This window comes from Wolbachia endosymbiont (group A) of Cydia amplana (assembly GCF_964028495.1).
Lineage (GTDB): Bacteria > Pseudomonadota > Alphaproteobacteria > Rickettsiales > Anaplasmataceae > Wolbachia > Wolbachia pipientis.
This window is the reverse complement of record NZ_OZ034792.1, coordinates 1,136,069-1,159,442: the sequence shown is the minus strand read 5'-3', so window position 1 is coordinate 1,159,442 and position 23,374 is coordinate 1,136,069. Positions and strand designations below refer to the sequence as shown.

18 protein-coding genes, 1 tRNA gene and 1 pseudogene are annotated in these 23,374 nt (G+C 36.5%); 8 read left to right on the top strand and 12 right to left on the bottom strand.

Annotation, left to right across the window (positions count from 1 at the left end; genetic code table 11):
• Positions 1 to 108 precede the first annotated feature (108 nt).
• Positions 109 to 1,471, top strand: a pseudogene (gene tnpC, locus ABWU40_RS05720) (IS66 family transposase).
• Positions 1,472 to 1,736: 265 nt separating this feature from the next.
• On the opposite strand, the gene ABWU40_RS05715 reads toward tnpC, so the two are convergent.
• From ABWU40_RS05715 to rpmE, 3 genes are all read right to left on the bottom strand, one after another.
• On the bottom strand, positions 1,737 to 3,200 hold the full coding sequence (locus ABWU40_RS05715; protein WP_015589260.1) for a hypothetical protein: 1,464 nt from the start codon (positions 3,198 to 3,200) through the stop codon (positions 1,737 to 1,739).
• Between the two features lie 315 nt (positions 3,201 to 3,515).
• Entirely contained in the window at positions 3,516 to 4,310 is a 795-nt protein-coding gene (locus tag ABWU40_RS05705) for an NAD kinase (RefSeq protein WP_141457245.1), read from the bottom strand.
• Between the two features lie 38 nt (positions 4,311 to 4,348).
• Positions 4,349 to 4,552 (bottom strand): 50S ribosomal protein L31, encoded by a 204-nt coding sequence (gene rpmE / locus ABWU40_RS05700; RefSeq protein ID WP_007548602.1) that lies wholly within the window; start codon positions 4,550 to 4,552, stop codon positions 4,349 to 4,351.
• A 128-nt stretch (positions 4,553 to 4,680) separates the two neighbouring features.
• On the opposite strand from rpmE, the gene fabD reads away from it, so the two are divergent.
• On the top strand, positions 4,681 to 5,661 hold the full coding sequence (gene fabD / locus ABWU40_RS05695) for an ACP S-malonyltransferase (RefSeq protein ID WP_353279168.1): 981 nt from the start codon (positions 4,681 to 4,683) through the stop codon (positions 5,659 to 5,661).
• A 39-nt stretch (positions 5,662 to 5,700) separates the two neighbouring features.
• Here the strand turns inward: fabD and gpmI are convergent, their stop codons facing one another.
• From gpmI to ABWU40_RS05660, 7 genes are all read right to left on the bottom strand, one after another.
• Positions 5,701 to 7,221, bottom strand: coding sequence for a 2,3-bisphosphoglycerate-independent phosphoglycerate mutase (gene gpmI / locus ABWU40_RS05690; RefSeq protein ID WP_015589257.1), 1,521 nt, complete (start codon positions 7,219 to 7,221; stop codon positions 5,701 to 5,703).
• 33 nt (positions 7,222 to 7,254) lie between these two features.
• A tRNA-Asn gene (locus ABWU40_RS05685) sits at positions 7,255 to 7,326 on the bottom strand.
• Positions 7,327 to 8,025: 699 nt separating this feature from the next.
• Positions 8,026 to 9,537 carry a bifunctional phosphoribosylaminoimidazolecarboxamide formyltransferase/IMP cyclohydrolase gene (gene purH, locus ABWU40_RS05680; protein WP_015589256.1) on the bottom strand — a complete coding sequence of 504 codons (1,512 nt, stop codon included), beginning with the start codon at positions 9,535 to 9,537 and terminating at the stop codon, positions 8,026 to 8,028.
• 80 nt (positions 9,538 to 9,617) lie between these two features.
• A complete protein-coding gene (fmt, locus tag ABWU40_RS05675) occupies positions 9,618 to 10,517 on the bottom strand; it encodes a methionyl-tRNA formyltransferase (protein ID WP_015589255.1) in 900 nt (299 codons plus the stop codon).
• A 12-nt stretch (positions 10,518 to 10,529) separates the two neighbouring features.
• The gene (gene rplT, locus ABWU40_RS05670; RefSeq protein WP_015589254.1) at positions 10,530 to 10,895 is read right to left on the bottom strand and encodes a 50S ribosomal protein L20; all 366 of its coding nucleotides are present in this window, start codon (positions 10,893 to 10,895) and stop codon (positions 10,530 to 10,532) included.
• 20 nt (positions 10,896 to 10,915) lie between these two features.
• The gene (gene rpmI / locus ABWU40_RS05665; protein WP_015589253.1) at positions 10,916 to 11,122 is read right to left on the bottom strand and encodes a 50S ribosomal protein L35; all 207 of its coding nucleotides are present in this window, start codon (positions 11,120 to 11,122) and stop codon (positions 10,916 to 10,918) included.
• A 98-nt stretch (positions 11,123 to 11,220) separates the two neighbouring features.
• Positions 11,221 to 11,664 (bottom strand): PAS domain-containing protein, encoded by a 444-nt coding sequence (locus ABWU40_RS05660; RefSeq protein WP_015589252.1) that lies wholly within the window; start codon positions 11,662 to 11,664, stop codon positions 11,221 to 11,223.
• A 165-nt stretch (positions 11,665 to 11,829) separates the two neighbouring features.
• On the opposite strand from ABWU40_RS05660, the gene alaS reads away from it, so the two are divergent.
• Positions 11,830 to 14,496: an alanine--tRNA ligase gene (alaS, locus tag ABWU40_RS05655; RefSeq protein WP_353279167.1), complete on the top strand. Its 2,667-nt coding sequence runs from the start codon at positions 11,830 to 11,832 to the stop codon at positions 14,494 to 14,496.
• Here the strand turns inward: alaS and ABWU40_RS05650 are convergent.
• A protein-coding gene (locus ABWU40_RS05650; RefSeq protein WP_156518142.1) for an IS630 family transposase occupies positions 14,491 to 15,350 on the bottom strand; the annotation gives its coding sequence in 2 pieces (ribosomal slippage) (positions 14,491 to 15,026 and positions 15,026 to 15,350; 861 coding nt in all). The two genes, alaS and ABWU40_RS05650, sit on opposite strands and share 6 nt — an antisense overlap.
• 252 nt (positions 15,351 to 15,602) lie before the next feature.
• On the opposite strand from ABWU40_RS05650, the gene ABWU40_RS05645 reads away from it, so the two are divergent.
• The gene (locus tag ABWU40_RS05645; protein ID WP_153801319.1) at positions 15,603 to 15,746 is read left to right on the top strand and encodes a hypothetical protein; all 144 of its coding nucleotides are present in this window, start codon (positions 15,603 to 15,605) and stop codon (positions 15,744 to 15,746) included.
• A 237-nt stretch (positions 15,747 to 15,983) separates the two neighbouring features.
• Positions 15,984 to 16,160 (top strand): hypothetical protein, encoded by a 177-nt coding sequence (locus ABWU40_RS05635; RefSeq protein ID WP_155968420.1) that lies wholly within the window; start codon positions 15,984 to 15,986, stop codon positions 16,158 to 16,160.
• Between the two features lie 301 nt (positions 16,161 to 16,461).
• On the opposite strand, the gene ABWU40_RS05630 is transcribed toward ABWU40_RS05635, so the two are convergent.
• Positions 16,462 to 17,997 carry a lysine--tRNA ligase gene (locus ABWU40_RS05630; protein WP_015589250.1) on the bottom strand — a complete coding sequence of 512 codons (1,536 nt, stop codon included), beginning with the start codon at positions 17,995 to 17,997 and terminating at the stop codon, positions 16,462 to 16,464.
• Between the two features lie 108 nt (positions 17,998 to 18,105).
• Between ABWU40_RS05630 and ABWU40_RS05625 the strand changes: the two genes are divergently transcribed.
• From ABWU40_RS05625 to ABWU40_RS05615, 3 genes are read left to right on the top strand one after another with little or no spacing between them, the layout of a single operon-like run.
• Complete coding sequence (locus tag ABWU40_RS05625; RefSeq protein ID WP_141457237.1) at positions 18,106 to 18,402, top strand: type IV secretion system protein VirB3; 297 nt, start codon at positions 18,106 to 18,108, stop codon at positions 18,400 to 18,402.
• 9 nt (positions 18,403 to 18,411) lie between these two features.
• Positions 18,412 to 20,817: a VirB4 family type IV secretion/conjugal transfer ATPase gene (locus ABWU40_RS05620; protein ID WP_010962886.1), complete on the top strand. Its 2,406-nt coding sequence runs from the start codon at positions 18,412 to 18,414 to the stop codon at positions 20,815 to 20,817.
• On the top strand, positions 20,810 to 23,374 hold the full coding sequence (locus tag ABWU40_RS05615) for a type IV secretion system protein (RefSeq protein ID WP_353279166.1): 2,565 nt from the start codon (positions 20,810 to 20,812) through the stop codon (positions 23,372 to 23,374). The genes ABWU40_RS05620 and ABWU40_RS05615 overlap by 8 nt, the downstream gene beginning before the upstream one ends.

Genomic DNA, 23,374 nt, shown 5'->3' with positions numbered 1-23,374 from the left:
AATTGTGGTGTTAGCTATAGCTAACCCAAGGTATCCGTTCAGCGGAGTGGTAGAATAAGGTAGACAAAGTGATCTAAAAAGATAATCATAGAGCAAAAGTGAGGTAATGTGGTAAACCTTTTAGAACTTTGCAAAAATTTACAGCAAAAAATAGAAAAACTGAAAGCAGAGATAGAAAACTTAAAAGCAGAAAATAAAGCTTTAAAGATAGAGAACGCTGAATTAAAGGAAAGGCTTGGTTTAAACTCGAAAAATTCATCTCTACCGAGCTCTAAAGAATTGTACAAAACAAAAAAGGACAAGCCAAAAAGCGAAAGGAATGTTGGCGATCAGGTTGAGCATAAAGGAAATTTTCATGCTACAATGGAAGCGGATAAAGTAGTAAAAATAGAGTCGCCTAATATTTGCGAATGCGGAGGAGAGCTTGTAATATGCGAAAAACCTTATGTTCACCAAAAAGTTGATCTTCCGGAAATTAGGCCTTATGTAGTAATTGGAACATGGTCGTTGTTGGAGATGCAGAAAAAGAAAAAGTAGCAAGTTACCAGAAGGTGTTACGCCAGATACATTTGGTCCAAGGGTTAAGTCTATAATTGCAGCACTCAGCGGATTTTACAAAAACTCAAAGCATGAAGTGGCTAGTATCATAAATGACATTTTTAATTTGAACATAAGTGTTGGCAGCATATCAAATAGTGAACACAGAGTTGCATTAAAATGCGAAAAAACATATGAGCAAATCGAACAAGAAATAAGCAGAAGTGAGGTTTTGCATATCGATGAAACCAGTCACTATAACAAAGGAAAACTTGGCTGGTGTTGGATGTTTGCAAGCAATACGGCAAGTTTTGTAAAATTGACAGAATCAAGAGGAATGAAGGTTTTGCAAGACAGCACATTTTGCAATCGCAATAGTTTGATAGTAACTGATAGATATTCAGCCTACAACTACTTTAATGATAAGAAAAGGCAAATCTGCTGGGCTTATTTAATAAGAGATTTTGAAAGGCTGGCTCATAGCTGGAACATTGAAGTTAAGATTCTTGGCTGTTATGTAAGAGATGTCACTACTGAATTATTTGCACTAAAAAAAGCTTTACTAAAAAATGAGATAGACATTTTAAGATTTGCCAGACGTGCAAGAAAATTGCGAAAACGTACAAGGTATTATTTGAAGGAAATATCTCGCTTACCTGAAGCAATTGGAGCTTCTCGAGTTGCAAAGAATATTTTGAAATCTGAAAGAATGATGTGGAAATTTTTAGATGACCCAGAAAATATTCCGCTGACAAATAACCATGCTGAACAGCAAATTCGGCATTATGTCGTTTATCGCAAAAATTCATATTTTACCCAATCGAAGCGGGGAAATGCATTCCTTGAACGGATAATTTCATTATACTTGACATGGAAACAAAGGGGTCTCAATCCTTTCCAAAACCTCTTATCTATCATCTCTTACACCGCTTAGCTGAACGGATACACGTGAATGTTGCAATTACAAAAGCGATCTCTACTAGGAGGATGTCATTTCAGTGCCCCTGTGATGTCATTCCAGTGCTCCTTTTTTTGTCATCCCAGTGTCAGCTACTTGGATGACAGGGGAGGGAGGTGCTACCCTGACAATCGTCATCCCGCTACGTGTTAGCGGGATCTAGAGATACCGCGAATGAATCGCGGTATGACGGTCTGCGGCGGTATGACGTAGGGCTGCACTAGCTATATCATGCATTTTATTAACCGACACTATAAACAACATCCTTACAATTATGAGATTGAACCACAACTTGCTCAAGCGTTAAGCTGCTGCGTTTAGCGTCTTTACCGTGGTTTTCCCCAAGAACATTTGTTCTTTCGTGTTTTATTTCTTCAATGAATTTCTTGTTAACGCTTTCAGGGTCAATCTTTTCCTGCGAATATATAAGATTAGTGCAATTTGTTTTTCTATAATAATGTATGCCAAAACCCACAATGAGTAATGCAAGTATACCAGAACCTATAAGTAATGATAATCCTATGTTATTAGTCAAAGGGTTTTGGTAAAATTTTTGTACACCATTAACACCATGTGTTGCAAGTAGCCCTAGAGGAAACGCTATATTTGCAGCAACTACACCAGTAAATAATGCAGTAAATATTGGTCTGTCGTTAATTACTGATTTTATTTTATTAGTTCTAGTAATTACTTTTTCGTCAATGTTAGTGAAGCCTTGTTTAGCTTCCCAAGCATTAAGTACAAAATTTGAATGAGTGCCATTGCTATATTCCAGTCTTACAGATTTTATAGCTTTATCTTTTGGCTGGTGCTCCAACACCTCAGCTAAAATTTTATCCGCATCTTTTTTTTGAATGGAATGTTCTTCAGTATCTATAAATTGCCTTGTTGCAAAAAATATTGGACCAATTGCAAGCAATGCAGCAAGTGCGATAACTGGTATAGTGATATATTTTGGGCTGTTTGTAAAAAATGCAATAAATTTTGCTTTATCTTGTAAATATAATAAAGCTGCAGATATACTGAGTATAATAGCACTTGCACCAAAAATTATAAAACCCTTCTGCTGCATGGCATACTTTGCTCTTGGCAAGAATCTGTTTGTTTTTTTATTTGTTGTGCTACCTATATCAGAATTTAGTGACAAAGACTCTTCAGAGTCATCTTTGCTTTTATACGATGGTAAAGTATTTGAAGACGCACCTAAATCATCTTTTGAGTTTTGACCACCTATTCCACTGTCTAAACTCTTTTTCGAAGATTTTGCATTTGGGTCTATAGCTGCATAAATATGTTCTTCTGATCCATTACCAGATAATCCTCCTAAACCTAAACTTGCTGTTTGTGATACCCAATCATGAGTCTCACCTTTTGTTTCTTCTAGGGAAGGAGGTAGTACTTCAGTACTAAGACCAAACAAATTTTTGTCTTCTTTGTCTTGTAAACCTGGAGCTTTTGGCAAAATCGGTGGTGCTCCATCACCATCTTTTTGTCGATTTACAGATGCATAAGTAGGATCCACTTCCTCATCATCTGATTCTTCATGTGACATTCCCTGCACACGTGGTACTACATTCAGTACACTTGAGATAGCATTTCCTGCTTCTTCAGGCGATGGTGGATCTTTTAGTGTTATCTTGCTATTGTCACCTGTTTGTTCGTAAGAAGTTAATTTTACTGTTGATTTTTCGACTGACCCATGCATATTCACTCCAAAGTTAATTACTATGCTGCATTGATTACGCTATAGTTATTAAGATGTAGTAAATACCAATTTACAGATAATGTATCTGTTTAGCAGAGTGGCAAAATAAGGTAGACGAGAAAAGACAACTATAGGAACAAATGGGTGTCATCCCAGTGCCCAGACACTGGGATCCAGAAAATTTGATTGTGTACTATACAACATTTTTGATCAAAAGCTGGATTCCAGTGTCAAGCACTGGAATGACATCACAGGGGCACTGGAATTTTTGTTTCAATATTTGTACATTAGCCATGTATCTGAACAGATACATTATTAGTATAGAAATTGTCTATCAAAGATTCTTTCATTCAGAGGGTAATCTTTGTCAAAAAGCAAAGTGATTGTGTTCTCATGGTCTTTTTGTATTTTTATCTGTGATATATCATGAAATTCTTTGTAATCTGATACTACAAGTGCTGGACGGTTTTTTGTGTCGTTAATGTCAATTTGTACGATTGTATCGTTTGATATTAACGCTCCATTCCAATGCCTTGGGTAATAGCTATTGATAGAGGTTAATGCAAGTAAATTTGAATTTAGCGGCAAGATTGGGCCACCGGCAGAGAAGTTATATGCAGTGCTACCTGTGGGAGTAGATAATATTACTCCGTCCCCTCTAAATTTTTCTACTTTTAGCTTATCATTAATAGTGATATTCATTTCTACTATTTGGTTTGCTTTTCTAAAAACATATACCTCGTTTACCGCTATGTAGTGATACCTCTTGCCACTTGTGTCTGTTGCTTCCATTTTTAGCAAAGTTAACTGAGTTGAAGTTGCATGTTCTATATGATCAATTAAATCTTCACTGCGGCTAAAGCATTTATTCATCAAAAACCCAACATTGCCGGTATTTACCCCATACACATGCATGTTTTTATTTTCTATAACGTAATTATGCAAGGTGCGTAGCATAAAGCCATCACCGCCAACAACTATCAATAGATCGATTTCGGACTTATTTTCTTCTGTTATATTGATAAAATTAAGTTTCTTTAATAGTTTAGATACTTCCTGCGATTTTGGTGATGGAGAAGCAACATAGCCTATATTCTTGTATTTATGCATGCTTCAGTAAACTCTCTAAAACTTAAAGAGGAGGAGAATTAGAAAATGCTTCCATATTTATCGTTAAACTTAGCTAATTTGCTAGTTTTACTTGCTAACCCGCTTGTCAAACTTCCAGTCCATGCAGGGTGAGTAAGAGGATCTCTATCAAGTTTTACCCTATCTCCCTCCTTTCCATAAGTGGAACGAGTTTCAAACTCTTGACCGTCTGTCATAACTATAATAATTTTATGATAATTCATTGTTGTTTATAAACTTTTAGTCAGTTAACATTCTAGTGAACTTAATTCACTAAGTCAATCATTATTCTAAAATATTGACAAAAAATAAATAAAATGTTATACTTAATAAGGAATAAGTAATAATTATCATGATTTTCGCTTTCCCTGGTCAGGGCTCTCAGTTTGTAGGAATGGGCAGGAGCTTATATAGTGAGTTTTCTGTTGCAAGACAAGTATTTAATGAAGTAGATAGCATATTGGATGGAAAGCTGTCTAATTTAATCTTCAACGGTCCTATTGAAGAATTAACCATTACAGAAAACGCTCAGCCAGCTATAATGGCAGTATCAATTGCAATGCTACGTGTTATGGAGCATGTGTTTGGCAAATCTCTTTTCACTGATCACAATGTTAAATATGTTTGTGGGCATTCAGTTGGCGAATATACAGCGCTGTGTGCTGCAGGAGCGTTAACGCTTGAGTCTGCAATCAAGCTGCTGAAAGTTCGCAGCGAAGCAATGCATGAAGCTTCACTGAAATGTAAAGGCGGAATGGTTGCGTTGCTTGGAGCAGAGATAAATGAAGTGGAAGATATATTGAAATCAGTTCAAATTGACGGAATTTGTGAAATTGCAAACGATAACGGTGGCGGACAAGTGGTTATAAGTGGCACTAGAGAAGCTCTTGAAATGTTACCCGATTTATTCAAAAACTCGAGTGTGAGGAAACTAATTAAATTACAGGTTAGTGGGCCTTTTCATTCATCTCTTATGAAACCTGCTGATGAAAAAGTTTTGGAGTTTTTGAAGGGTATTAAAATAACCCGTCCTATAGTTCCTTTGATATCAAATGTTACAGCTAAAGAGGAGAGTGATCCCAAAGTTATAAAAACTTTACTCGCCAAGCAAGCTGTAAGCAGAGTGAAATGGAGAGAAATGGTTTTGTATATGTTAAGCCGTGGCATTAACAAATTTGTTGAAATTGGCCCTAATAAAGTTTTATCTAATTTGGTCAAAAGAATTGACCAATCTATCAGTACAAAAAATATAGATAGTATTGGTGATATTGACAGCTTCTTTAATGAATCATTAGTACTAACAGCGAAAAATTTAAAAGTTGGATTAAGTTAAAACACATCTATTTGATGTCATTCCGGTGCATAACGCTGCCTAGCTGGAATGACAGAGGGTAATGCAAGAAATCAACGAACTGCCTGTCATTTCGTTTGGTTTTTTAATTCCAAGTAGCTGTAAAATAGTAGGGGCAATGTCAGATAACCTTCCGTCTCTTAGTTTTAGATTATCGCAAGACACAATAAATGGCACTTTATTTAGAGTGTGTGCTGTGTGAGGTGTATTATTTTCTTCATCGAACATACATTCCACATTACCGTGGTCTGCAGTGACAATTAATGCGGTGTTGCTTGACTTTTTAACAGCACTCAGCACTTTCGCAAGACAATCATCTACAGCTAGCACAGCTTTCTCGGCTGCTTTTATATTACCTGTATGCCCTACCATATCAGGATTAGCGTAATTTACAACTATCAGTGCGAATTCTTGGGAGTGAATTTTTTCTACAAGCTTTTCTGTGAGCTCGAAGGCTGACATTTCGGGCTGCAAATCGTAAGTTTGAACTTTTGGTGAGGGAATGAGTATTCTTTCTTCACCAGAGAAAGGTTCTTCTTTTCCACAATTGAAAAAGAAAGTCACATGAGCGTATTTCTCGGTTTCGGCGATACGTAATTGTTGCAATTTATTGTCTGCTATTGTTTGTCCTAGAGTATCAGCGAAAGAAGTAGGAGGAAAAATATGAGGAATTTTGAGATCTTCTTTATATTTCATCATGCTTAGAATTGAAGAGAGTTTTGCTACCTCAATATAGTCTGTTTTGCCTAGCAAAATACTTGCTAATTGTATCATTCGATCAGCACGAAAGTTAGCCAACAGCACTCCATCTTCTGGTTTTATACCTTGATAGTCACCTATTACTGCAGGCCTGACAAACTCATCAGTTATGTTATTTTGATAATTTTCATCAATCAACGATACTGCATTATCATGACGAGGTGCCTTTGCAAATGCGATAGCCTCATAAGCTTCAATTGTTCTCTCCCACCTGTTATCACGGTCCATAGCATAGTAACGCCCAGAAACAGTAGCAATTCTTATGTCATTTCCCTTTATACTCTTTATAAATTCTTGAATGCATTTTTTTCCTGAATTTGGCAATGTGTCTCTGCCATCTAAAAATGCATGTATCACCACTTTGATTCCATGCTGTGATATTTTATTTGCTAAAGTTGAAATATGCTTTTGATGCGAATGAACACCGCCATCTGACACCAATCCCACTAGATGGCATATACCATTCTTACTTTTTAGATCATTAATAAAACTTTGTAGATTTACATTGTTTTCTATTGTTCCAATCTCTTGATTAATGCGCTGAAGGCTTTGCATTACTACTCTACCACTGCCAATATTCATGTGGCCAACTTCTGAGTTACCTATCTGACCACCAGGTAACCCAACATCAGTTCCACAGGCGGATAAACTGCATTTTGGATAATTAGAGCTAATGTATTGCCAACAAGGTGGATTTGCGTTGCTAATAGCGTTGTATTTATTATTCTCTATTCCATTTCCCCAGCCATCTAGTATACATAAAACCACTGATTTAATGTTCATATAAAATCAACACTAGAATTTCACAGAGAAACGCTCCCCGGGCCGGATTCGAACCAGCGACCAATTGGTTAACAGCCAACTGCTCTACCACTGAGCTACCGAGGAATAAACCGTTTTTAATTTACCATGTTGAACGTTGGTTGTAAACGTTTTTTGTGTAGACTTTAAGTCCAACTGGTCACAGAAACGAAAAAACTTACTTGACAAACTCCGCCAGCCCCCTTATTGTAGTATTAAGAGTATTTCTGACTCAAAACTTGTTTTTGATCCGCGCGGGTTCAATAACAAAAATTCAGTAAAAAACTTGGAGTATCTATTGGCGGATTACATAAAATTATAGCGGCTGCATGTCTTTTTAATTTTTTCTACATTCAGCCAAATCGCGCTTATTTTAAGCGTTAGCACATTATTACAGCGCCAATTTAAAGTATTAGAGGGTCAAAACTCGCACCACGGGGCTTCTTTGCCTTTTTTTTTATTTGGTAAATTTTTTAACGTTTGTGGCTAAGCGACAGCCGTCATCCCGCTGCTTGTTAGCGGCTGAGATACCGCGGCGGTATGACGGTTCGCAGAGGCATGACGGTTCGTGGCAGCACGATAAGCTCGTCATCCCGCTGCTTGTTAGCGGGATCTCTTGTTAGCGGCTGAGATACCGCGGCGGTATGACGGTTTGTGGCGGTATGACGGTTCGTGGCAGCACGATAAGCTCGTCATCCCGCTGCTTGTTAGCGGGATCTCTTGTTAGCGGCTGAGATACCGCGGCGGTATGACGGTTTGTGGCGGTATGACGATAAGACACAAAGCCTAATGGAAAAAACTGCGAACGCCAGTGAAAAACATAGCAATTTTATTTTCATTTGCAGCTTTTATCACATCTTGATCTTTTAGCGAGCCACCGGGCTGAATTATAGCTGTAATTCCATGTTTTGTGCTTTCTACTATGCTATCTGGAAATGGGAAAAATGCATCTGAAGCAAGCACCGCACCTTTACATTTTTCACCTGCTTTTTTCACTGCAATGTTCACACTATCTATTCTGCTTGTTTGCCCTGCGCCGATGCCAATAGCACAACCATCTTTTGCTATAACTATTGCGTTGGATTTCACATGCTTACATATTTTCCAGGCAAAAATAAGATCTTTTTTTTCTTTGTCTGTTGCAGTGCATTCTGTTACTTGTTCTGCTTTTATTGTGTGGTCATTATTTTCTTGCACCAAAAACCCACCAACAACATTTTTAGTTTGGTATTTCACATTTTGTTGAAAAGATTTATGAATAATCACTCTTAAATTTTTCTTTCTTTGTAAAATTTTTAGTGCCTCATTGTTTACCGATGGTGCTATCACTACTTCTAAAAATATCTCGTTTAATTTTTCCGCTAGCTTTAAATCTATCTCCCGGTTTAAGGCAACTATACCACCAAAACTGCTTACTTCATCGCACGATAGAGCTTTTTCATATGCCTCCAAAGCATTATTACCAATAGCAGCGCCACATGGGTTATTATGCTTGATTATCACTGCTGCAGGTTCTTCGAATTCAGAAGTTATGTTAAGTGCGGATTCTATATCTACTATATTATTATAACTCAACTCTTTTCCATGTAGTTTTTCCAACGGATATTCTGTAAATTGATTACTATAAAATGCAGCTTTTTGATGGGGATTTTCACCATACCTGAGTTCTTGTACTTTATGCCCGTATAGAGCAAAAAACTCTGGTAACTCATTATTTTTACTCTGGGATAAAAACCAACTGTGAATATTAGAATCGTAGTGTGCAGTGAGAGCAAATGCTTTGGTTGCTAAGTGTTTTCTATATTCCAATGTTGTTTTATTGTTATTTTCTATCATCTCAGCTTTCAGTGCTTCATAGTCTTGAATGCTAGAAATAACTGAAGTAAAACGAAAGTTTTTTGCTGCAGCTCTAATTAATGCCACTCCGCCGATATCAATTTGTTCTATAATTTGCTCTTCATTTGAGCTGCTACTTACTGTCTCCCAAAATGGGTATAGGTTAGTTATAAGCAGGTCTATTGGCTCAATTTCTAGATCTTGCACTTCCTTTTTGTGCTTTTCTCGATCATAAAGTATTCCTCCATGAATTTTAGGGTGTAAAGTTTTTACTCTACCACCCAGTATCTCTGGAAATTGCGTATAATCTGATACTTCTTGCGTTTTTATTCCGGCATCAGATAGTGCTTTATAAGTATTTCCTGTTGAAAGAATTTCTATTTGTTGCTGCATTAAAAACGATGCAAGATCAATTATATTCGTTTTATCATATACCGATATTAAAGCTCTTTTGATTTTCATTTTTGTACAGAAAATTTTATAAGATTATATCTAAGAAAAGGAAATTTAGCTATTACATTTCTACACTAATTTAAAGCAGTCTATTCTATAAATTTTTTTACCATGCTTGATTTCAAGCCACGAATAAAATCTTCAATACTGCAAGGATTTCTCCCTTCCATTTGTACAACTTTAGGAATTAAAGTGCCACCTTTTAAACTTATGTGCATATTATCGTTAACAATCTTACCTTGTTCTGAAGCGAGAGCTTCAAAGTCAGCATCAAGTATCCTGATACGTTTATTTTCTATCTTAATGAATGCTTTTGGGTAAAACGCTTTAACCTTTCTATAAGCAACTTCACAGGCATCACTTGCATAAATTTTATAGTCTTCCACTTTGTTAGCGTAACATGCATCGTTATCGTTCTGTTTTAAGAGAAGCTGTTTTTCAATTTCGTTTAGCACTTCCAGCAGTAAATCACTGCCTAATTCAGACAATTTATCATGCAATGTCTTGTAATTATCGTTCTTTTCGATAAGAAATTTTTCCTGTTTTAAAATAGGGCCGGAATCTAATCCTTCATCCAGTTGCATAATGCTAACCCCGGTTTCTTGATCTCCTGCTAAAATTGTGTGCTGTATCGGGGCTGCACCACGCCACCTTGGTAGTAATGAAGGATGAATATTAATACAACCATATTTTGGAATATTCAAAATTTCTCTTGGAAGTATCAATCCATACGCAGCTACAACTGCAACGTCTGGTTTGAAATTTCTAAATTTTTCTTGCTCTGCCGAAAACTTTAGAGAGATAGGAGTACATACCTCTATGTTACTTTCTTCAGCGATAACATGTACTGGAGATTTCGTTGGCTTCTGTCCACGCCCTGAAGGTTTTGGAGCCTTGGTGTATACTGCTACTATTTTATTCTGTGATTTCAATAGTAAGTTTAGCGTACTAACAGCGAATTCTGGTGACCCCATGAAAATAATTCTCATGGTGTCTTTGCTTTAAGAATTCTCTGCTAATTTACCACTTACAGCTTCTACTAATTTGGCAAAATCATCCTTATAATTAACGGCCATCTCAGCAAGAATCTTTCTATTTAAATCAATGCCGGCAAGTGTAAGACCATGCATAAACCTACCATAAGTAAGCCCATGCTCTCTTACTGCTGCATTAATACGTATTATCCATAAACCACGAAAATCACGTTTACGATTTCTTCTGTCTCTATAAGCATATTGCAGTGCTTTTTCAACTCTTTGTAATGCAATTCTATAACAACTTTTTGCGCGCCCTCTATAACCCTTTGCCAGTTTCAATATTTTTTTATGACGAGCGTGAGTAGTGACTCCACGTTTTACCCGAGCCATTTTATTTTACCTCCATTTTATTAAATACCATAAGGCATATAAAGCTTAACTATACGCGAGTCAGATTTACCAAGAATCGTTGTACCGCGCTGATTACGAATATTAGATTTACTTCTCTTTACCATGCCATGCCTTTTGCCTGACTGAGTAGAAATGACTTTACCCTTAGCTGTAAGGTGAAAGCGCTTTTTGACAGAGGATTTGGTTTTTAATTTTATTTTCTTCATATTCTAAACAAATTTACAAGCACTACTATTGAGTTCTTTAATAGTAATTAAGTAGTAGTATAAATAATTTTATTAAAGAATCAAATTAAAATTGTATATTAAAGGAGTTTAAAAGTAATTACGCCCAATATATGTGTTATACCTTCTTTATTCCCAAGTGGCAACAATACTTGCCTCATTTTAACACTTTCACTTTCTTCCTCTTCGTTGATTGGACATTTACTCTCTATTACAGTATCAAGTTTATCAATGACTGCATCTATTTTATATAGTCGCAAAAATGGTGCATCAATTGCATACTTATTATCAATACGCGTCTTGTTCTCAAAACCATAGAATTCAACAGCCTTTTCTCCTGCATTTTCGCAAATATAACCTTGATCTTTGACTTCAATGATAAAACAATGCTGCCATGACTCCATTATTTCTGCAGTGTCTATTTCATGCCTTTCTGGCCAATCTCTGTCTGATCCTTTTATGTCATTCCAGTGTTGAGTCACCACATTTGCTATTCTTTTTTCTTTGCCTACATAAATTTCCATTCCAATTTCCACATATAAAACACAGATATGAGGTAAATTTATCGTGAATATATTGATTTTTTCTTACCACAAGGTGCATGTCACTAGAAGTTCTGAGATCTAGAGAGTGGTATTGATTTTATTTCCATTACAACTTATTATTTATAGATAACCTCAATAAAAACGATGAAGCTAAACGAAATCAGAGAAAGATTTATAAAATTTTTTGTAAATAATGACCACGAGCAGGTTTCTTCTTCTCCTTTGATTCCAGAACATGACCCAACGCTCATGTTCACAAATGCTGGTATGGTGCAGTTTAAAAATATTTTTACTGGTGCTCAAAAAACTGAAATGAAACGTGCTGTCTCAAGTCAAAAGTGCCTAAGAGCAGGCGGTAAACACAATGATCTGGAAAATGTTGGCTATACAACTCGGCATCACACATTTTTTGAAATGCTCGGAAATTTTAGCTTCGGTGATTACTTTAAGGAAACTGCGATAGAATTTGCGTGGGAATTTATCACTAAAGAGTTATCTCTTGATAAAAACAGACTATCCATAACCGTCTACCATACTGATGATGAGGCGTACGAGATTTGGCGTAAGATAAGTGGCTTTTCAAGTGATAAAATCATAAGAATTACAACGGATGATAACTTTTGGAGTATGGGAAGCACTGGTCCGTGCGGTCCATGTTCTGAAATTTTTTATGACCATGGGAGTCCTAATTTACAAGAGGGCGATAGAATTGTTGAAATCTGGAATCTGGTATTCATGGAGTTTAACAAAGATGAAGAAGGTAATTTACACAAATTGCCAAAAAAATGCATCGATACTGGAATGGGTCTTGAAAGAATAGCGGCTGTTATGCAAAACGTCCATGATAACTATGATATTGATTTATTTTCTGCTTTGATAAATAAATCTCAAGAGTATTGTGGAAGAACAGAAAATAAAATAGCGCATAAGATCGTAGCAGATCATCTTCGCGCGGCTGCATTTCTCATCGCAGAAGGAGTGCTTCCTGGAAATGAGGGCAGGAATTACGTATTACGCAGATTAATTAGGAGAGCCACACGTTATATTCACCTGCTTGGATATAATGATTCCCTACTCCATCGTATTTTTCCAGTGTTGATAGATAGCACGAGTTCGGCTTATATGGGAGCTGAATTAGTCAGAGCTAAAAGCTTAATAGAAACGACGTTAAAATCAGAGGAAGAAAACTTTAAAGACACTTTGATGAAAGGCATTAGTCTATTGGAAAAATTCACTGCAGATTTAAAACCAGGTGACACTCTGCCTGGAGAATTAGCGTTTAAGCTATATGATACTTATGGATTTCCTTTGGATATTACACTTGATATTTTAAAAGAGAAAAAAATAAATTTTGACCAGAAGGGTTTTGATGATGCAATGGGAGAACAAAAAGAGAGAGCACGTGCTAAATGGGCTGGATCTGGTGAAAAATCTGTTGAGCAAGTATGGTTTGATTTGATCGATAAATTTGGCAAAACAAAATTTGTTGGTTATGAGTTCAATGAAGTAAATGATGCGAAAATACTAGCTATAGTTTCCTCTAAAAATGAAGTAATTGATTCTGCAAAGGAGGGAGAAAAGATAACCATTATACTTGATAAAACACCTTTTTATGGCGAGTCAGGTGGACAGGTGGGAGATACTGGCAGTCTGATCAAATCTGATAGAAGTATTATTATAGTCGAGAATACCAATAAGGTTAATGACCTATATTTGCACAGATGCATAGTTAAGTTCGGTTCAATTTGTAAAGGTAACACAGTTGCAGCAAGCATTGACAAGGAAAGAAGGCAAACCTTAAGAAGAAATCATTCAGCTACACACCTTTTGCACTTTGTATTGAGAAAAATCTTGGGTGACCATGTCACTCAAAAAGGTTCCCTAGTTGCACCGGATAAGTTACGATTTGACTTTAGTCATAACACTCAAGTTACTCAGGATCAGCTATTCTTAGTAGAAGATATGGTAAACTCTCTAATCAGAGAAAACCTTTCTACGTCTACAAAAATTCAGAGCATGAATCAGGCAATAGACGAAGGAGCTATGGCGTTATTCGGTGAAAAATATGGCAACCAAGTAAGAGTAGTGAAGATTGGAGATTCAAGAGAACTGTGTGGTGGCACGCACGTTGAACATACTGGAGAAATTGGTTTATTTAAGATAGTAACAGAAAGTTCTGTTGCTTTTGGAGTGAGAAGAATTGAAGCTTTAACTGGTCAGGAAGCAATCAATTATGTACGTGATAATGAAATTAACTTAAAAAAAGTTGCAGAATTCGTAAAAGCACCAGCAAGTGAAATAATAAACCGATTAAATATTTTAAATCAAGAGCGCAAAGAATCTGAAGCTAAAATAAAAAATTTATATAAAAAACTTATAAGCGCAGAGAGCATAAAAAGCACTGAAATAAATGGAATAAATTTTGTAAGTCATGCTTTTACCAATATTCCAGCGAATATAATAAGAGAGTTTGTTTTGCAGCAACAAAAACCAAAAACGATAATAGCTTTCACGGCAACAGAAAAAGATAAAACAGTCTTGATTATTAAAGTAAGTAAAGACTTAGCTAATAAAATTAGTGCAAAAGAACTAGTATCAATAGCAGTTGAAAAAAATTGTGATGGGAACGCTGAACTTGCACAAACAGGCTGTGATAGCAATAAAATAGATGATGCCATTACAGCCATTTGTAGCAAAATAGCAGCTTCTAAGCACTCTACGTCATACCACCACGAACCGTCATACCGCCGCGGCGCTAACAAGCAGCGGGATACTTATAGCATTTCTCATAATAGTCCGAATAGGTCATAGGAAGGCAGAATCAACAGCACGACGAAAGGATTCGAATAGAGGAATGTTTTTCCTGGCTCTGTTTTTTATAGCAAACCAATGATGCTCAATTTTGTTAAAATCTGGAGAATAAGGCGGCAGATACAAAATTTCTGCACCGACTCCTTTAGCGAGCTTGATAAGCTTATCAGACTTATGAAAAGTAGCATTATCAAGAATGACAGTTTGTCCAGGTTCTAAGATCGGTGCCAAAAATTGCTCAAACCATCCATTAAAAATATCCATATTACAGTGGCCTTCAAATGTTAATGGAGCAACTATCTTTCTTCTACTTAAAGCTGCAACCATACTGATTCGTTGAGTTTTTTTTCCAGATTTTAGGGCATAAAATCGCTGTCCTTTCTGGCAATACCCATATGGATAGTCCTCCGTGTTATCAATCCCAGACTCATCTATATACACTAAGTTTTCTGGTTCTTTTGTTGCTATAATTTTTAAGAATTCAGCACGTTTTTCTTCGTTCCTTTCCTTGTATCCATATGTCTTTTTTTGCGCGTAAATCCAATTTTTCTGAGAGCTCGGTGGATCGTTTGGATACTAACGTTGCCCCAAAGTTTAGCCATTTCCGACAGAGTTTTTCTACCGTGTTTTTTAGCAAATTCGATAAACTTATTCCAGTCGATAATTTTCTGATTGTAACCTCCATTACCGAGTTTTTTTGACTGAAAGTCGCCTGTTTCTTTTTTTCTTTGCTGCCACTCCCACAAAGTAGTTCGTCCAATTTTAAATCTTGCTGCCACTGCTTCTCTGCTTTCCCCTTCGTCTAGTGCTTCCATTGCTTTTTTTCTTAAATCATAACTATATGCTGCCGGCATCCAACCTCCTTATCGCCATCTATCCTTATCTTATCATATCCGGACTTCTGTGGAAAGAGCTATTAACCATCGTCTACACCGTCATACCGCGATTCATTCGCGGTATCTCTTAGCCGCTAACAAGAGATCCCGCTAACAAGCAGCGGGATGACGAATTACTATGCCGCCGCGAACCGTCATACCGTTGCAAACCGTCATACCGCAATTCATTCGCGGTATCTCTTAGCATAGATCCCGCTAACAGGTAGCGGGATGACGGTTGTCAGGCTAGCTGTCATCCAAGTAGCTCGACTACTTGGATCCAGGAAAAAGAATGGTGTCATGAAAGTAGCTGACACTGATTCCTTTATGATGGTGTCATCCCAGTGCCCAGACACTGGGATCCAGGAAACTTAATTGCAAGTAATGCATTGGATTTGGTGAGTATGGGTTTTGCGTTATAGAATGAAGCACTTTTGGTGAATTTATAAAGAAAGCTGGATCCCAGTGTCAAGCACTGGGATGACAAGGTATAAACCTTATCGTCATGCCGCCGCGAACCGTCATACCGCGATTCATTCGCGGTATCTCAGCCGCTAACAAGTAGCGGGATGACGGTTGTCGTTTAGCCATAAACATTAAGAAATTTACCAAATGAAAAAAAAGGCAAAAGAAGCCCTGGGGTTATTATCCGCTTTAAAATATTGGCGTTTTTTATGTTTTAAACGCTTGACAAGCGAAATTCAGCTGCTTTTAATTGCAACTAACTTACGCTGCAAACGTTTAAGAAATTTACTAAGCAGAAAAAAAGACAAAGAATCCCCGAGTTAGCTAGTCTTTTACTATCTCTGTCGAGTATTGGCATTTTTTGATGTCTTGTAACGCTTTATAAGCGCGTTCAGCTTATTTAGATAAAAACCTAGATGTAGATGAAGTTTTGTAAAGACATACAGTATCTATATACTGCAAAAAATTGAACATAAGACGCCGATACATTAAGTAATCCTTACCTTTTAATCTGCAGATTGGCGAAAGCAAATACAATAGCTTCAGTTTCATGATAAGGGGGCTAGCGGAGTTTGTCAAGGAATTCTTATTAAAACTAAAGAGCTCAAATGAAAGGAGGTAAACTCTAAAGTATACATTTAGTAGCGCTTTCTATGAGAGAAATCGTATTACCTATTCCGTAAAGCTTTATGAAAGATCCCATTCTTGGACCGGTTTTTTGGCCAAGTAACGTTTCATATAATAGCTGAAACCAGTCACGTAAGTTGGTGTAATCATATTTTTTTCCAATAGAAAATACCTGAGATTGAATTTCTTCAGCAGTAGCAGTTGTAGATAGAGAATGTAAAGTGTCCTTCAAATCTAGTAACGCTGCTTTTTCTTTTTCATTTGGAGTTTTATATGATTTTGTTGGCTTGATAAAATCGTGATAATACTTTACTGCGAAGTCTGAAAGTCTATCAAGCATTTTATTATTTTCTGGTGTAACGTTTGGTGCATAAGAGGATATAAAACCCCATAGGATCTCTTTGTTTTCAGCATTACAAGCTGCTGCTAGGTTTAAAAGTAGTGAGAAATTTATGCCTGAAGTTTCTATACTGGGAACATTGCCCTGGTGAATGTGCCAAGCAGGATTATTTATATCCTTTTCTTTGTTCTCATGATAACGCTTTACAAATTCTAAATATTCATCAGTTGATTTTGGTATCACATCAAAATATAAACGTTTAGCTTTTTTAGGACTCTGAAAAATGTACAATGCTAAGCTCTCTGTTGGTGCGTAAGTTAGCCACTCTTCAATTGAAATGCCATTTCCTTTTGATTTTGATATTTTCTTTCCTTCTTTATCAAGGAAAAGCTCGTAGCAAAACAGAAGTGGTGGCTTTTCTCCAAGTATTTCACATATTTGACTTGAAAGCACAGCAGATGGAGTTAAATCTTTTCCGTGAGCTTCGTAATTTACTCCAAATGCGGCCCACCTCATTCCCCAATCAGGTTTCCATTGCAGTTTACATTTTCCTTTTGTCACTGGAACTTCTATTTTTTCCCCGTTTGGGTCTTCATATGTGATTGTTCCTTTCTCTGTATTTGTTTCAATTACTGGAACTTGTAAAACTTGAGAAGTTTTTGGGCATATTGGCAAGAATGGACTATAAGTCTGCTGTCTTTCTTCCCGAAATGATGGAAGCATTACGTCCATCACTTTATCATAATTTTTCAGTAAGAGTAAAAGTTTTTCATCGTAAACGCCAGATTTATAACACTCTGTTGCACTCCTGAACTCGTATTCAAATTCAAACATATCAAGAAATTTACACAACAATGAATTCATATGATGACCATAACTCTGATGAGTGCCAAATGGATCAGGTATCATAGTCAATGGTTTATTTAAGTGCTCTCTTAGCATCTCTTGATTTGGCACATTATCTGGTATTTTTCGCAAACCATCCATATCATCTGAAACTGCAATGATTTTGGTTTTTATACCAGGAGCTATTTTTTTTAATGCATTTACAATAACTGTAGTGCGGAAAACCTCTCCAAAGGTTCCTATGTGGGGTAAACCAGAGGGTCCATAACCAGTTTCAAATATTATTTCTTTTTTATTAGGAAACTCTTGCAATATTTTTTCTGCTTCTTGAAATGGCCAACTTGTCATTATCGGGATTAAATAATGTATCTTAACTTAAAGTGCTACTAGTTTCAATGGATTTTTAATATAATGATATAGTATTAGTGTTAGAGCTATTATTAGAAGGTTAAAGATATGTCCACAGGTAGTATACAAACAGATCAATTATTTAAAGGTCTTACAAGACCTGCAATGCTCTTTGGTGTGAGTTATATGTTTGCAATATTAAACGTCCTGATTTGCATGCTAATTTTCATTAATTCAAATAATTTAAGAGTGATTCTCTTAATGTTACCAGGTATACATGGACTTGGTTATATAGCTTCTGCAAAAGAACCGTTGTTTATTGAATTATTTATGGTAAAATTGGGAAAGTGCTCGAAATGTTTAAATCGTTTTTACCATGGAGCCAATTCTTATGATATTGCTTAACGTTGTGTGATGCTGAGGTTTAGGGCTATTCAATCAAAGAATAAATCTACTCTGAACAGGGAAGTTCACGCTGCTGAATTTATTCCTTATTCTTGCTATTGGAATAGCACAACCTTGATGACAAAAGAAAATTGGTTGGTTAAGGTTATAAAATTAAGTGGTTTTGCATTTGAAACTGCCGATGACGAGGATTTAGTCATACAGAACAACATCAGGAATCAGATGCTAAGAAGCATTTCATCTCCGGCATTTAGTTTGTATTTTCATACTATCAGACGTAAGAAAAATATTTTTTCTGATGAATTTGCAAGTCAAGGTTTGCCGAATTTTTTCGCTAATCACGTAAATCTAAAATGGAGAGAAAAACACGCAACAAGGCAATCATTTATTAATGACCTATACATTACGATTATCCGTAGAGCGGACACAAAAGGAGTAGAATTTTTGTCACATCTACTAAAAAAATTCGGACATGTAACTTCAAAACATGCTTGGGAAAGTGATATACGTGCCACGTATGAAGATTTAGAGGAAACGACAAATCGTGTAGTGACAAGCCTTAGAAATTATTCGCCTAAAATTCTTGGAGTAAAAGAAACTCCAGATGGTTTGTTCTGCGAAATAATGGAGTTTCTATCTAGAATCGTAAATTGTGGCTTCGTTACAAATACGCTTTTTCCGCTAAGAACTGAAATATCAAGATACTTACCAGTACATAGGTTATTCTTTGGCCGTAAGATGATACAGGTTGTGACTCATAATGAGAGTAAATATGCTGGAATAATTAGTATCAAAGAATATGGAAATCATACTTCTGCAGGAATGCTTGATTCGTTTTTACAACTTCCTTACGAGTTTATAATTACGCAATCTTTTCAATTTATAAACAGGCAAATGGCGATTGGAAAAATGCAGATACAGCAAAATCGAATGATACAGTCTGCAGATAAAGCTATTTCTCAAATAGCAGAAATTTCTCAAGCGCTTGATGACGCAATGAGTGGTAAGATTGCGTTTGGTCAACATCACCTGACTATTTTATGTATAGAAAAAAGTCCTAAATCATTGGATAACGCTCTGTCGTTGGTAGAATCAGAGCTTTCTAATTGCGGTGTTTACCCTATACGTGAGAGAGTTAACCTTGAACCAGCATTTTGGGCGCAAATTCCTGGTAATTTCGATTATATAGTGAGAAAAGCTACAATAAGTAGTCTTAATTTGGCTGGATTTGCATCTCAACATAATTATCCTACTGGTAATAAATTCAATAACCACTGGGGAGATGCCGTTACAGTTTTTGACACGACATCTGGTACTCCATTTTTTTTCAACTTTCATATAAGGGATGTTGGACACACTATGATAATTGGCCCAACTGGTGCTGGTAAAACTGTTTTAATGAATTTCCTGTGTGCCCAAGCGATGAAGTTTTCTCCAAGGATATTCTTTTTTGATAAAGATCGCGGTGCAGAGATTTTCTTAAGAGCACTTAGTGGTATCTATACTGTAATAGAACCAAGAACTAAAACAAATTTTAATCCTTTACAACTTGATGATACCTCTGATAATAGAACATTTTTAATGGAGTGGATAAAGTCTTTAATTTCGGTATATAATGATAAATTTACTTCAGAAGATATTGCACGAATTAATGATGCAATTGAAGGAAATTTTAAATTAAGAAAAGAAGACAGATTCTTGAGAAACCTCGTACCGTTTTTAGGGCTTGCAGGTCCTGATACTCTAGCTGGGGCAATATCTATGTGGCATGATAATGGTTCTCATGCTGCAATATTTGACAATAAAGAAGATTTGCTAGATTTTTCACGAGCAAGAGTATTTGGTTTTGAGATGGCTAGCTTGCTCAAAGATCCTGTTGCTCTTGGACCGGTCTTGATTTATTTATTTCATAGGATTAGTATATCTCTTGATGGCACTCCATCTATTATCGTTCTTGATGAGGCATGGGCGTTAATAGATAATCCAGTTTTTGCACCCAAGATAAAAGACTGGTTGAAGGTACTGAGAAAACTAAATGCTTTTGTGATTTTTGCTACTCAGAGTGTTGAGGATGCAAGTAAAAGTACTATTAGCGATACGCTTGTACAACAAACAGCGACACAGATTTTTTTACCAAATCTGAAAGCTACTAGTGTCTATCGGGATGTTTTTATGTTAACTGAACGTGAATATATATTAATTAAGCACACAGATCCGAGTACTAGATTCTTTTTGGTGAAACAAGGAGTCAATGCTGTAGTAGCTAGAATAGACTTAAAAGGCCTGGATGATATAATCAACGTATTATCCGGACGTGCAGAAAGTGTTCTATTGTTACACGATATATTAAATGAAGTTGGGGACAACCCAAAAGTATGGTTGCCTATATTTTATCAGAAGGTAAAAAATGTTTAAGACTAAGCTGTCATTGCTATTAATTGCGATATTTTTACTAAATATAGACTTTTTACTCTCATATCCAGTGCTTGCAGATGGAGTAAGTGGTACTGACAAGACAGAATTTGTTAGCAGATTTAATTCCACTGGCAGTTTTAGTCGTGCCTCTAATCCTGATTGTGGAGCGTTTAAAACAGCTGCAGCACTTGCTGGAATAGCGATTGCTGTTGGCGCAATATTTACTGGCGTTGTTTTGATCGTTTCTTCTGCTGGTTTGTTTACCGCTCTTGTTATTGTTGGAATGATAGCTGCAATTGTTGGAGTCTGGAAAGCTATAGGAGGACTTGTTGTTTGTGAACATAGTTTTGTTAAACACCCAGTTGCACGTGACCATGATGGAAAATACAAAAATTTTAAATTAGAAGACACAGGTTATAGTGGCTGCACCAATGAAAATTACCAAACAGAAGAGGAATATTTTTCTTGTTTGCAAAATAAAGCTCGGGAAGACGTGAACAAAAAAGATTATGACGGGAAAAGAGCAGAAAAAGAAGCCTTAAATTCTAACGTTCAGGAGAGTACAGAGAGTTATTACTGGCCAAAAAATGGTGTGCAATACAGTGAATATATAGAAGTATGTCATCGAAAACCTTTAACTTTTGGTAATCTTTTTAATAAGGTAGACTTTAATTCCAGAGGAGAACCTGGATACATAAACTTTGATGTCAGGGAGAAAGACACTGGATACGTAGATGGGTCATGGTCCTCGAAGGTTGATGGTGGTCTGGAATGTAGAGTTCTCAAAGCAGGACAGAGCGAACCCATACATGGAGCTACATTCAAAGCAGTGAGAAAAACGGGCAGATTATGTGTGGAGTTAGCCAGTGTTAGCATGCTTGGTATCGAAATGACTCCTTGGCCGCAAGGGGTTGATATGGGGTGCACGGAATTGCCACCTGACCTACTTGCTCCTATGTGTGAAAAATCTGTGATGATATTCAAAAATAAAGATGGTACAGGAGAGGAAAAAGTTACTATTGGTAATAATGATGACTATAAAACTATTATCAGATCTAAAGAAAAAGGACTCAACGGACAAGGGGGGAAAATTTTTGTAGGTTATGATAATGCTGGCTGTTTTAGCTCGTATGTTTCTGAAGCTTGTTATAACCAGGCAGGGAGTAAATCATTAGCTCCTATTCCCGTAACTTCTATGATAGTGCAATGCATTAAGGAATCATTAGATAATTTAGTTGCAGGTAAAGGTGCACCAAATGGTGAGAGTTTTATATCTGTAGCACAGAAAAGGCTGAAAAACACTGTAACTGCTGTTTTAGTTTTAGCTTTAATACTGTTCTCTATAAAAGCCATGTCTGGTGGAGTTCAGAGGCCTCAAGAAATGTATATGTTGATCATAAAATTCGCTTTAGTGATTTACTTCACAACAGGCAGTACCATGTCTCATTATTATGGAGAATTAACTCGTCTCTCAAATGGTTTGTCAGAGATAGTGCTAAAAGCATCATCTGAAAGTAAAGGCATATGTAATTATAAAGCAGGTACAGATTATGAATATACTCGTGCAGGAAAGAGGGTATCTTACAGTTATCTTGCACCTTGGGATAGGCTTGATTGTAGAATTTTATTTTATTTAGGTGCCCCTTTAGATGGAATTGGTGGCAAAATTGGTACTGGAGGTGTTGCAACGTTAGCAGTCTTGCTTGGTGCTGCTCCTGTCTTATTAGTTGCAGGTTCGGTAATCGGTATTATTTTTGCTGGTGGACAAATTTTAGTAGCTCTTGTCTGTATATTTATGGCCGTTCTGATGATGATGGTTATTTTGTGGCTGTGCTATGTATTTATTTTATCTCTAGTTGCTTTAAGTGTAATCATCATTTTATCACCTTTGTTCATTCCTATGGTTTTATTCCAACACACCAAAGGATATTTTGAAGGCTGGGTGAAAGAGTTGATTACCTATAGCTTATACCCGGTTATCCTTTTTGCGTTTTTGTCCTTTATGTTCATAGCATGTGATAAAATCTATTTTAAAAATTTAAATTTTGAACTGGACGAGTCATATAAAAATGAACAACCGGACAAGTCATATGAAAAGAAACAAGCAGAAATCTCATATAGTAAGAAAAAACAGTGGTTTAAATTGAAAGATGGGGAATGTGATAAAAATGAAACTACTCTTGCATGTATGATGCAAAATTATAGCTTTAAAAAGAGCAGCATACTTGGTCTATTCGACTTTACATACATGGAGTTTGGCAGCTCTCTCATCGGAGAATTATTAAAATTGTGTTTAGTATTATTCCTCTTTTACCACTTTTTAAACATTCTTCCTGGCATGGCTGCTGAACTTGCTGGTAACCATAGAGCAGCACTTGGCTCAGGTCAGACACCTGGACAAATGGTGGGCAAAGCTTTATCTGCTGCCAAAGCTGCTGCTGGGGGTGTTGCTGGAGTTGCTGGTGCTGCTGCTAAGAAGTTGAGTGGTGGAGACAAGAGTAAATCTCGAGGTTCTGGTTCTAGTAGCTCCGAGAGTGTTAACAAAAGCACTAAATGA

Excerpts from the sequence above, each read along its gene's own strand:
- ABWU40_RS05715 (WP_015589260.1), bottom strand. The coding sequence starts at position 3,200 with ATGCATGGGTCAGTCGAAAAATCAACAGTAAAATTAACTTCTTACGAA.
- ABWU40_RS05705 (WP_141457245.1), bottom strand. The coding sequence starts at position 4,310 with ATGCATAAATACAAGAATATAGGCTATGTTGCTTCTCCATCACCAAAA.
- rpmE (WP_007548602.1), bottom strand. The coding sequence starts at position 4,552 with ATGAATTATCATAAAATTATTATAGTTATGACAGACGGTCAAGAGTTT.
- fabD (WP_353279168.1), top strand. The coding sequence starts at position 4,681 with ATGATTTTCGCTTTCCCTGGTCAGGGCTCTCAGTTTGTAGGAATGGGC.
- gpmI (WP_015589257.1), bottom strand. The coding sequence starts at position 7,221 with ATGAACATTAAATCAGTGGTTTTATGTATACTAGATGGCTGGGGAAAT.
- purH (WP_015589256.1), bottom strand. The coding sequence starts at position 9,537 with ATGAAAATCAAAAGAGCTTTAATATCGGTATATGATAAAACGAATATA.
- fmt (WP_015589255.1), bottom strand. The coding sequence starts at position 10,517 with ATGAGAATTATTTTCATGGGGTCACCAGAATTCGCTGTTAGTACGCTA.
- rplT (WP_015589254.1), bottom strand. The coding sequence starts at position 10,895 with ATGGCTCGGGTAAAACGTGGAGTCACTACTCACGCTCGTCATAAAAAA.
- rpmI (WP_015589253.1), bottom strand. The coding sequence starts at position 11,122 with ATGAAGAAAATAAAATTAAAAACCAAATCCTCTGTCAAAAAGCGCTTT.
- ABWU40_RS05660 (WP_015589252.1), bottom strand. The coding sequence starts at position 11,664 with ATGGAAATTTATGTAGGCAAAGAAAAAAGAATAGCAAATGTGGTGACT.
- alaS (WP_353279167.1), top strand. The coding sequence starts at position 11,830 with ATGAAGCTAAACGAAATCAGAGAAAGATTTATAAAATTTTTTGTAAAT.
- ABWU40_RS05645 (WP_153801319.1), top strand. The coding sequence starts at position 15,603 with ATGACGGTTGTCAGGCTAGCTGTCATCCAAGTAGCTCGACTACTTGGA.
- ABWU40_RS05635 (WP_155968420.1), top strand. The coding sequence starts at position 15,984 with ATGAAAAAAAAGGCAAAAGAAGCCCTGGGGTTATTATCCGCTTTAAAA.
- ABWU40_RS05630 (WP_015589250.1), bottom strand. The coding sequence starts at position 17,997 with ATGACAAGTTGGCCATTTCAAGAAGCAGAAAAAATATTGCAAGAGTTT.
- ABWU40_RS05625 (WP_141457237.1), top strand. The coding sequence starts at position 18,106 with ATGTCCACAGGTAGTATACAAACAGATCAATTATTTAAAGGTCTTACA.
- ABWU40_RS05620 (WP_010962886.1), top strand. The coding sequence starts at position 18,412 with ATGCTGAGGTTTAGGGCTATTCAATCAAAGAATAAATCTACTCTGAAC.
- ABWU40_RS05615 (WP_353279166.1), top strand. The coding sequence starts at position 20,810 with ATGTTTAAGACTAAGCTGTCATTGCTATTAATTGCGATATTTTTACTA.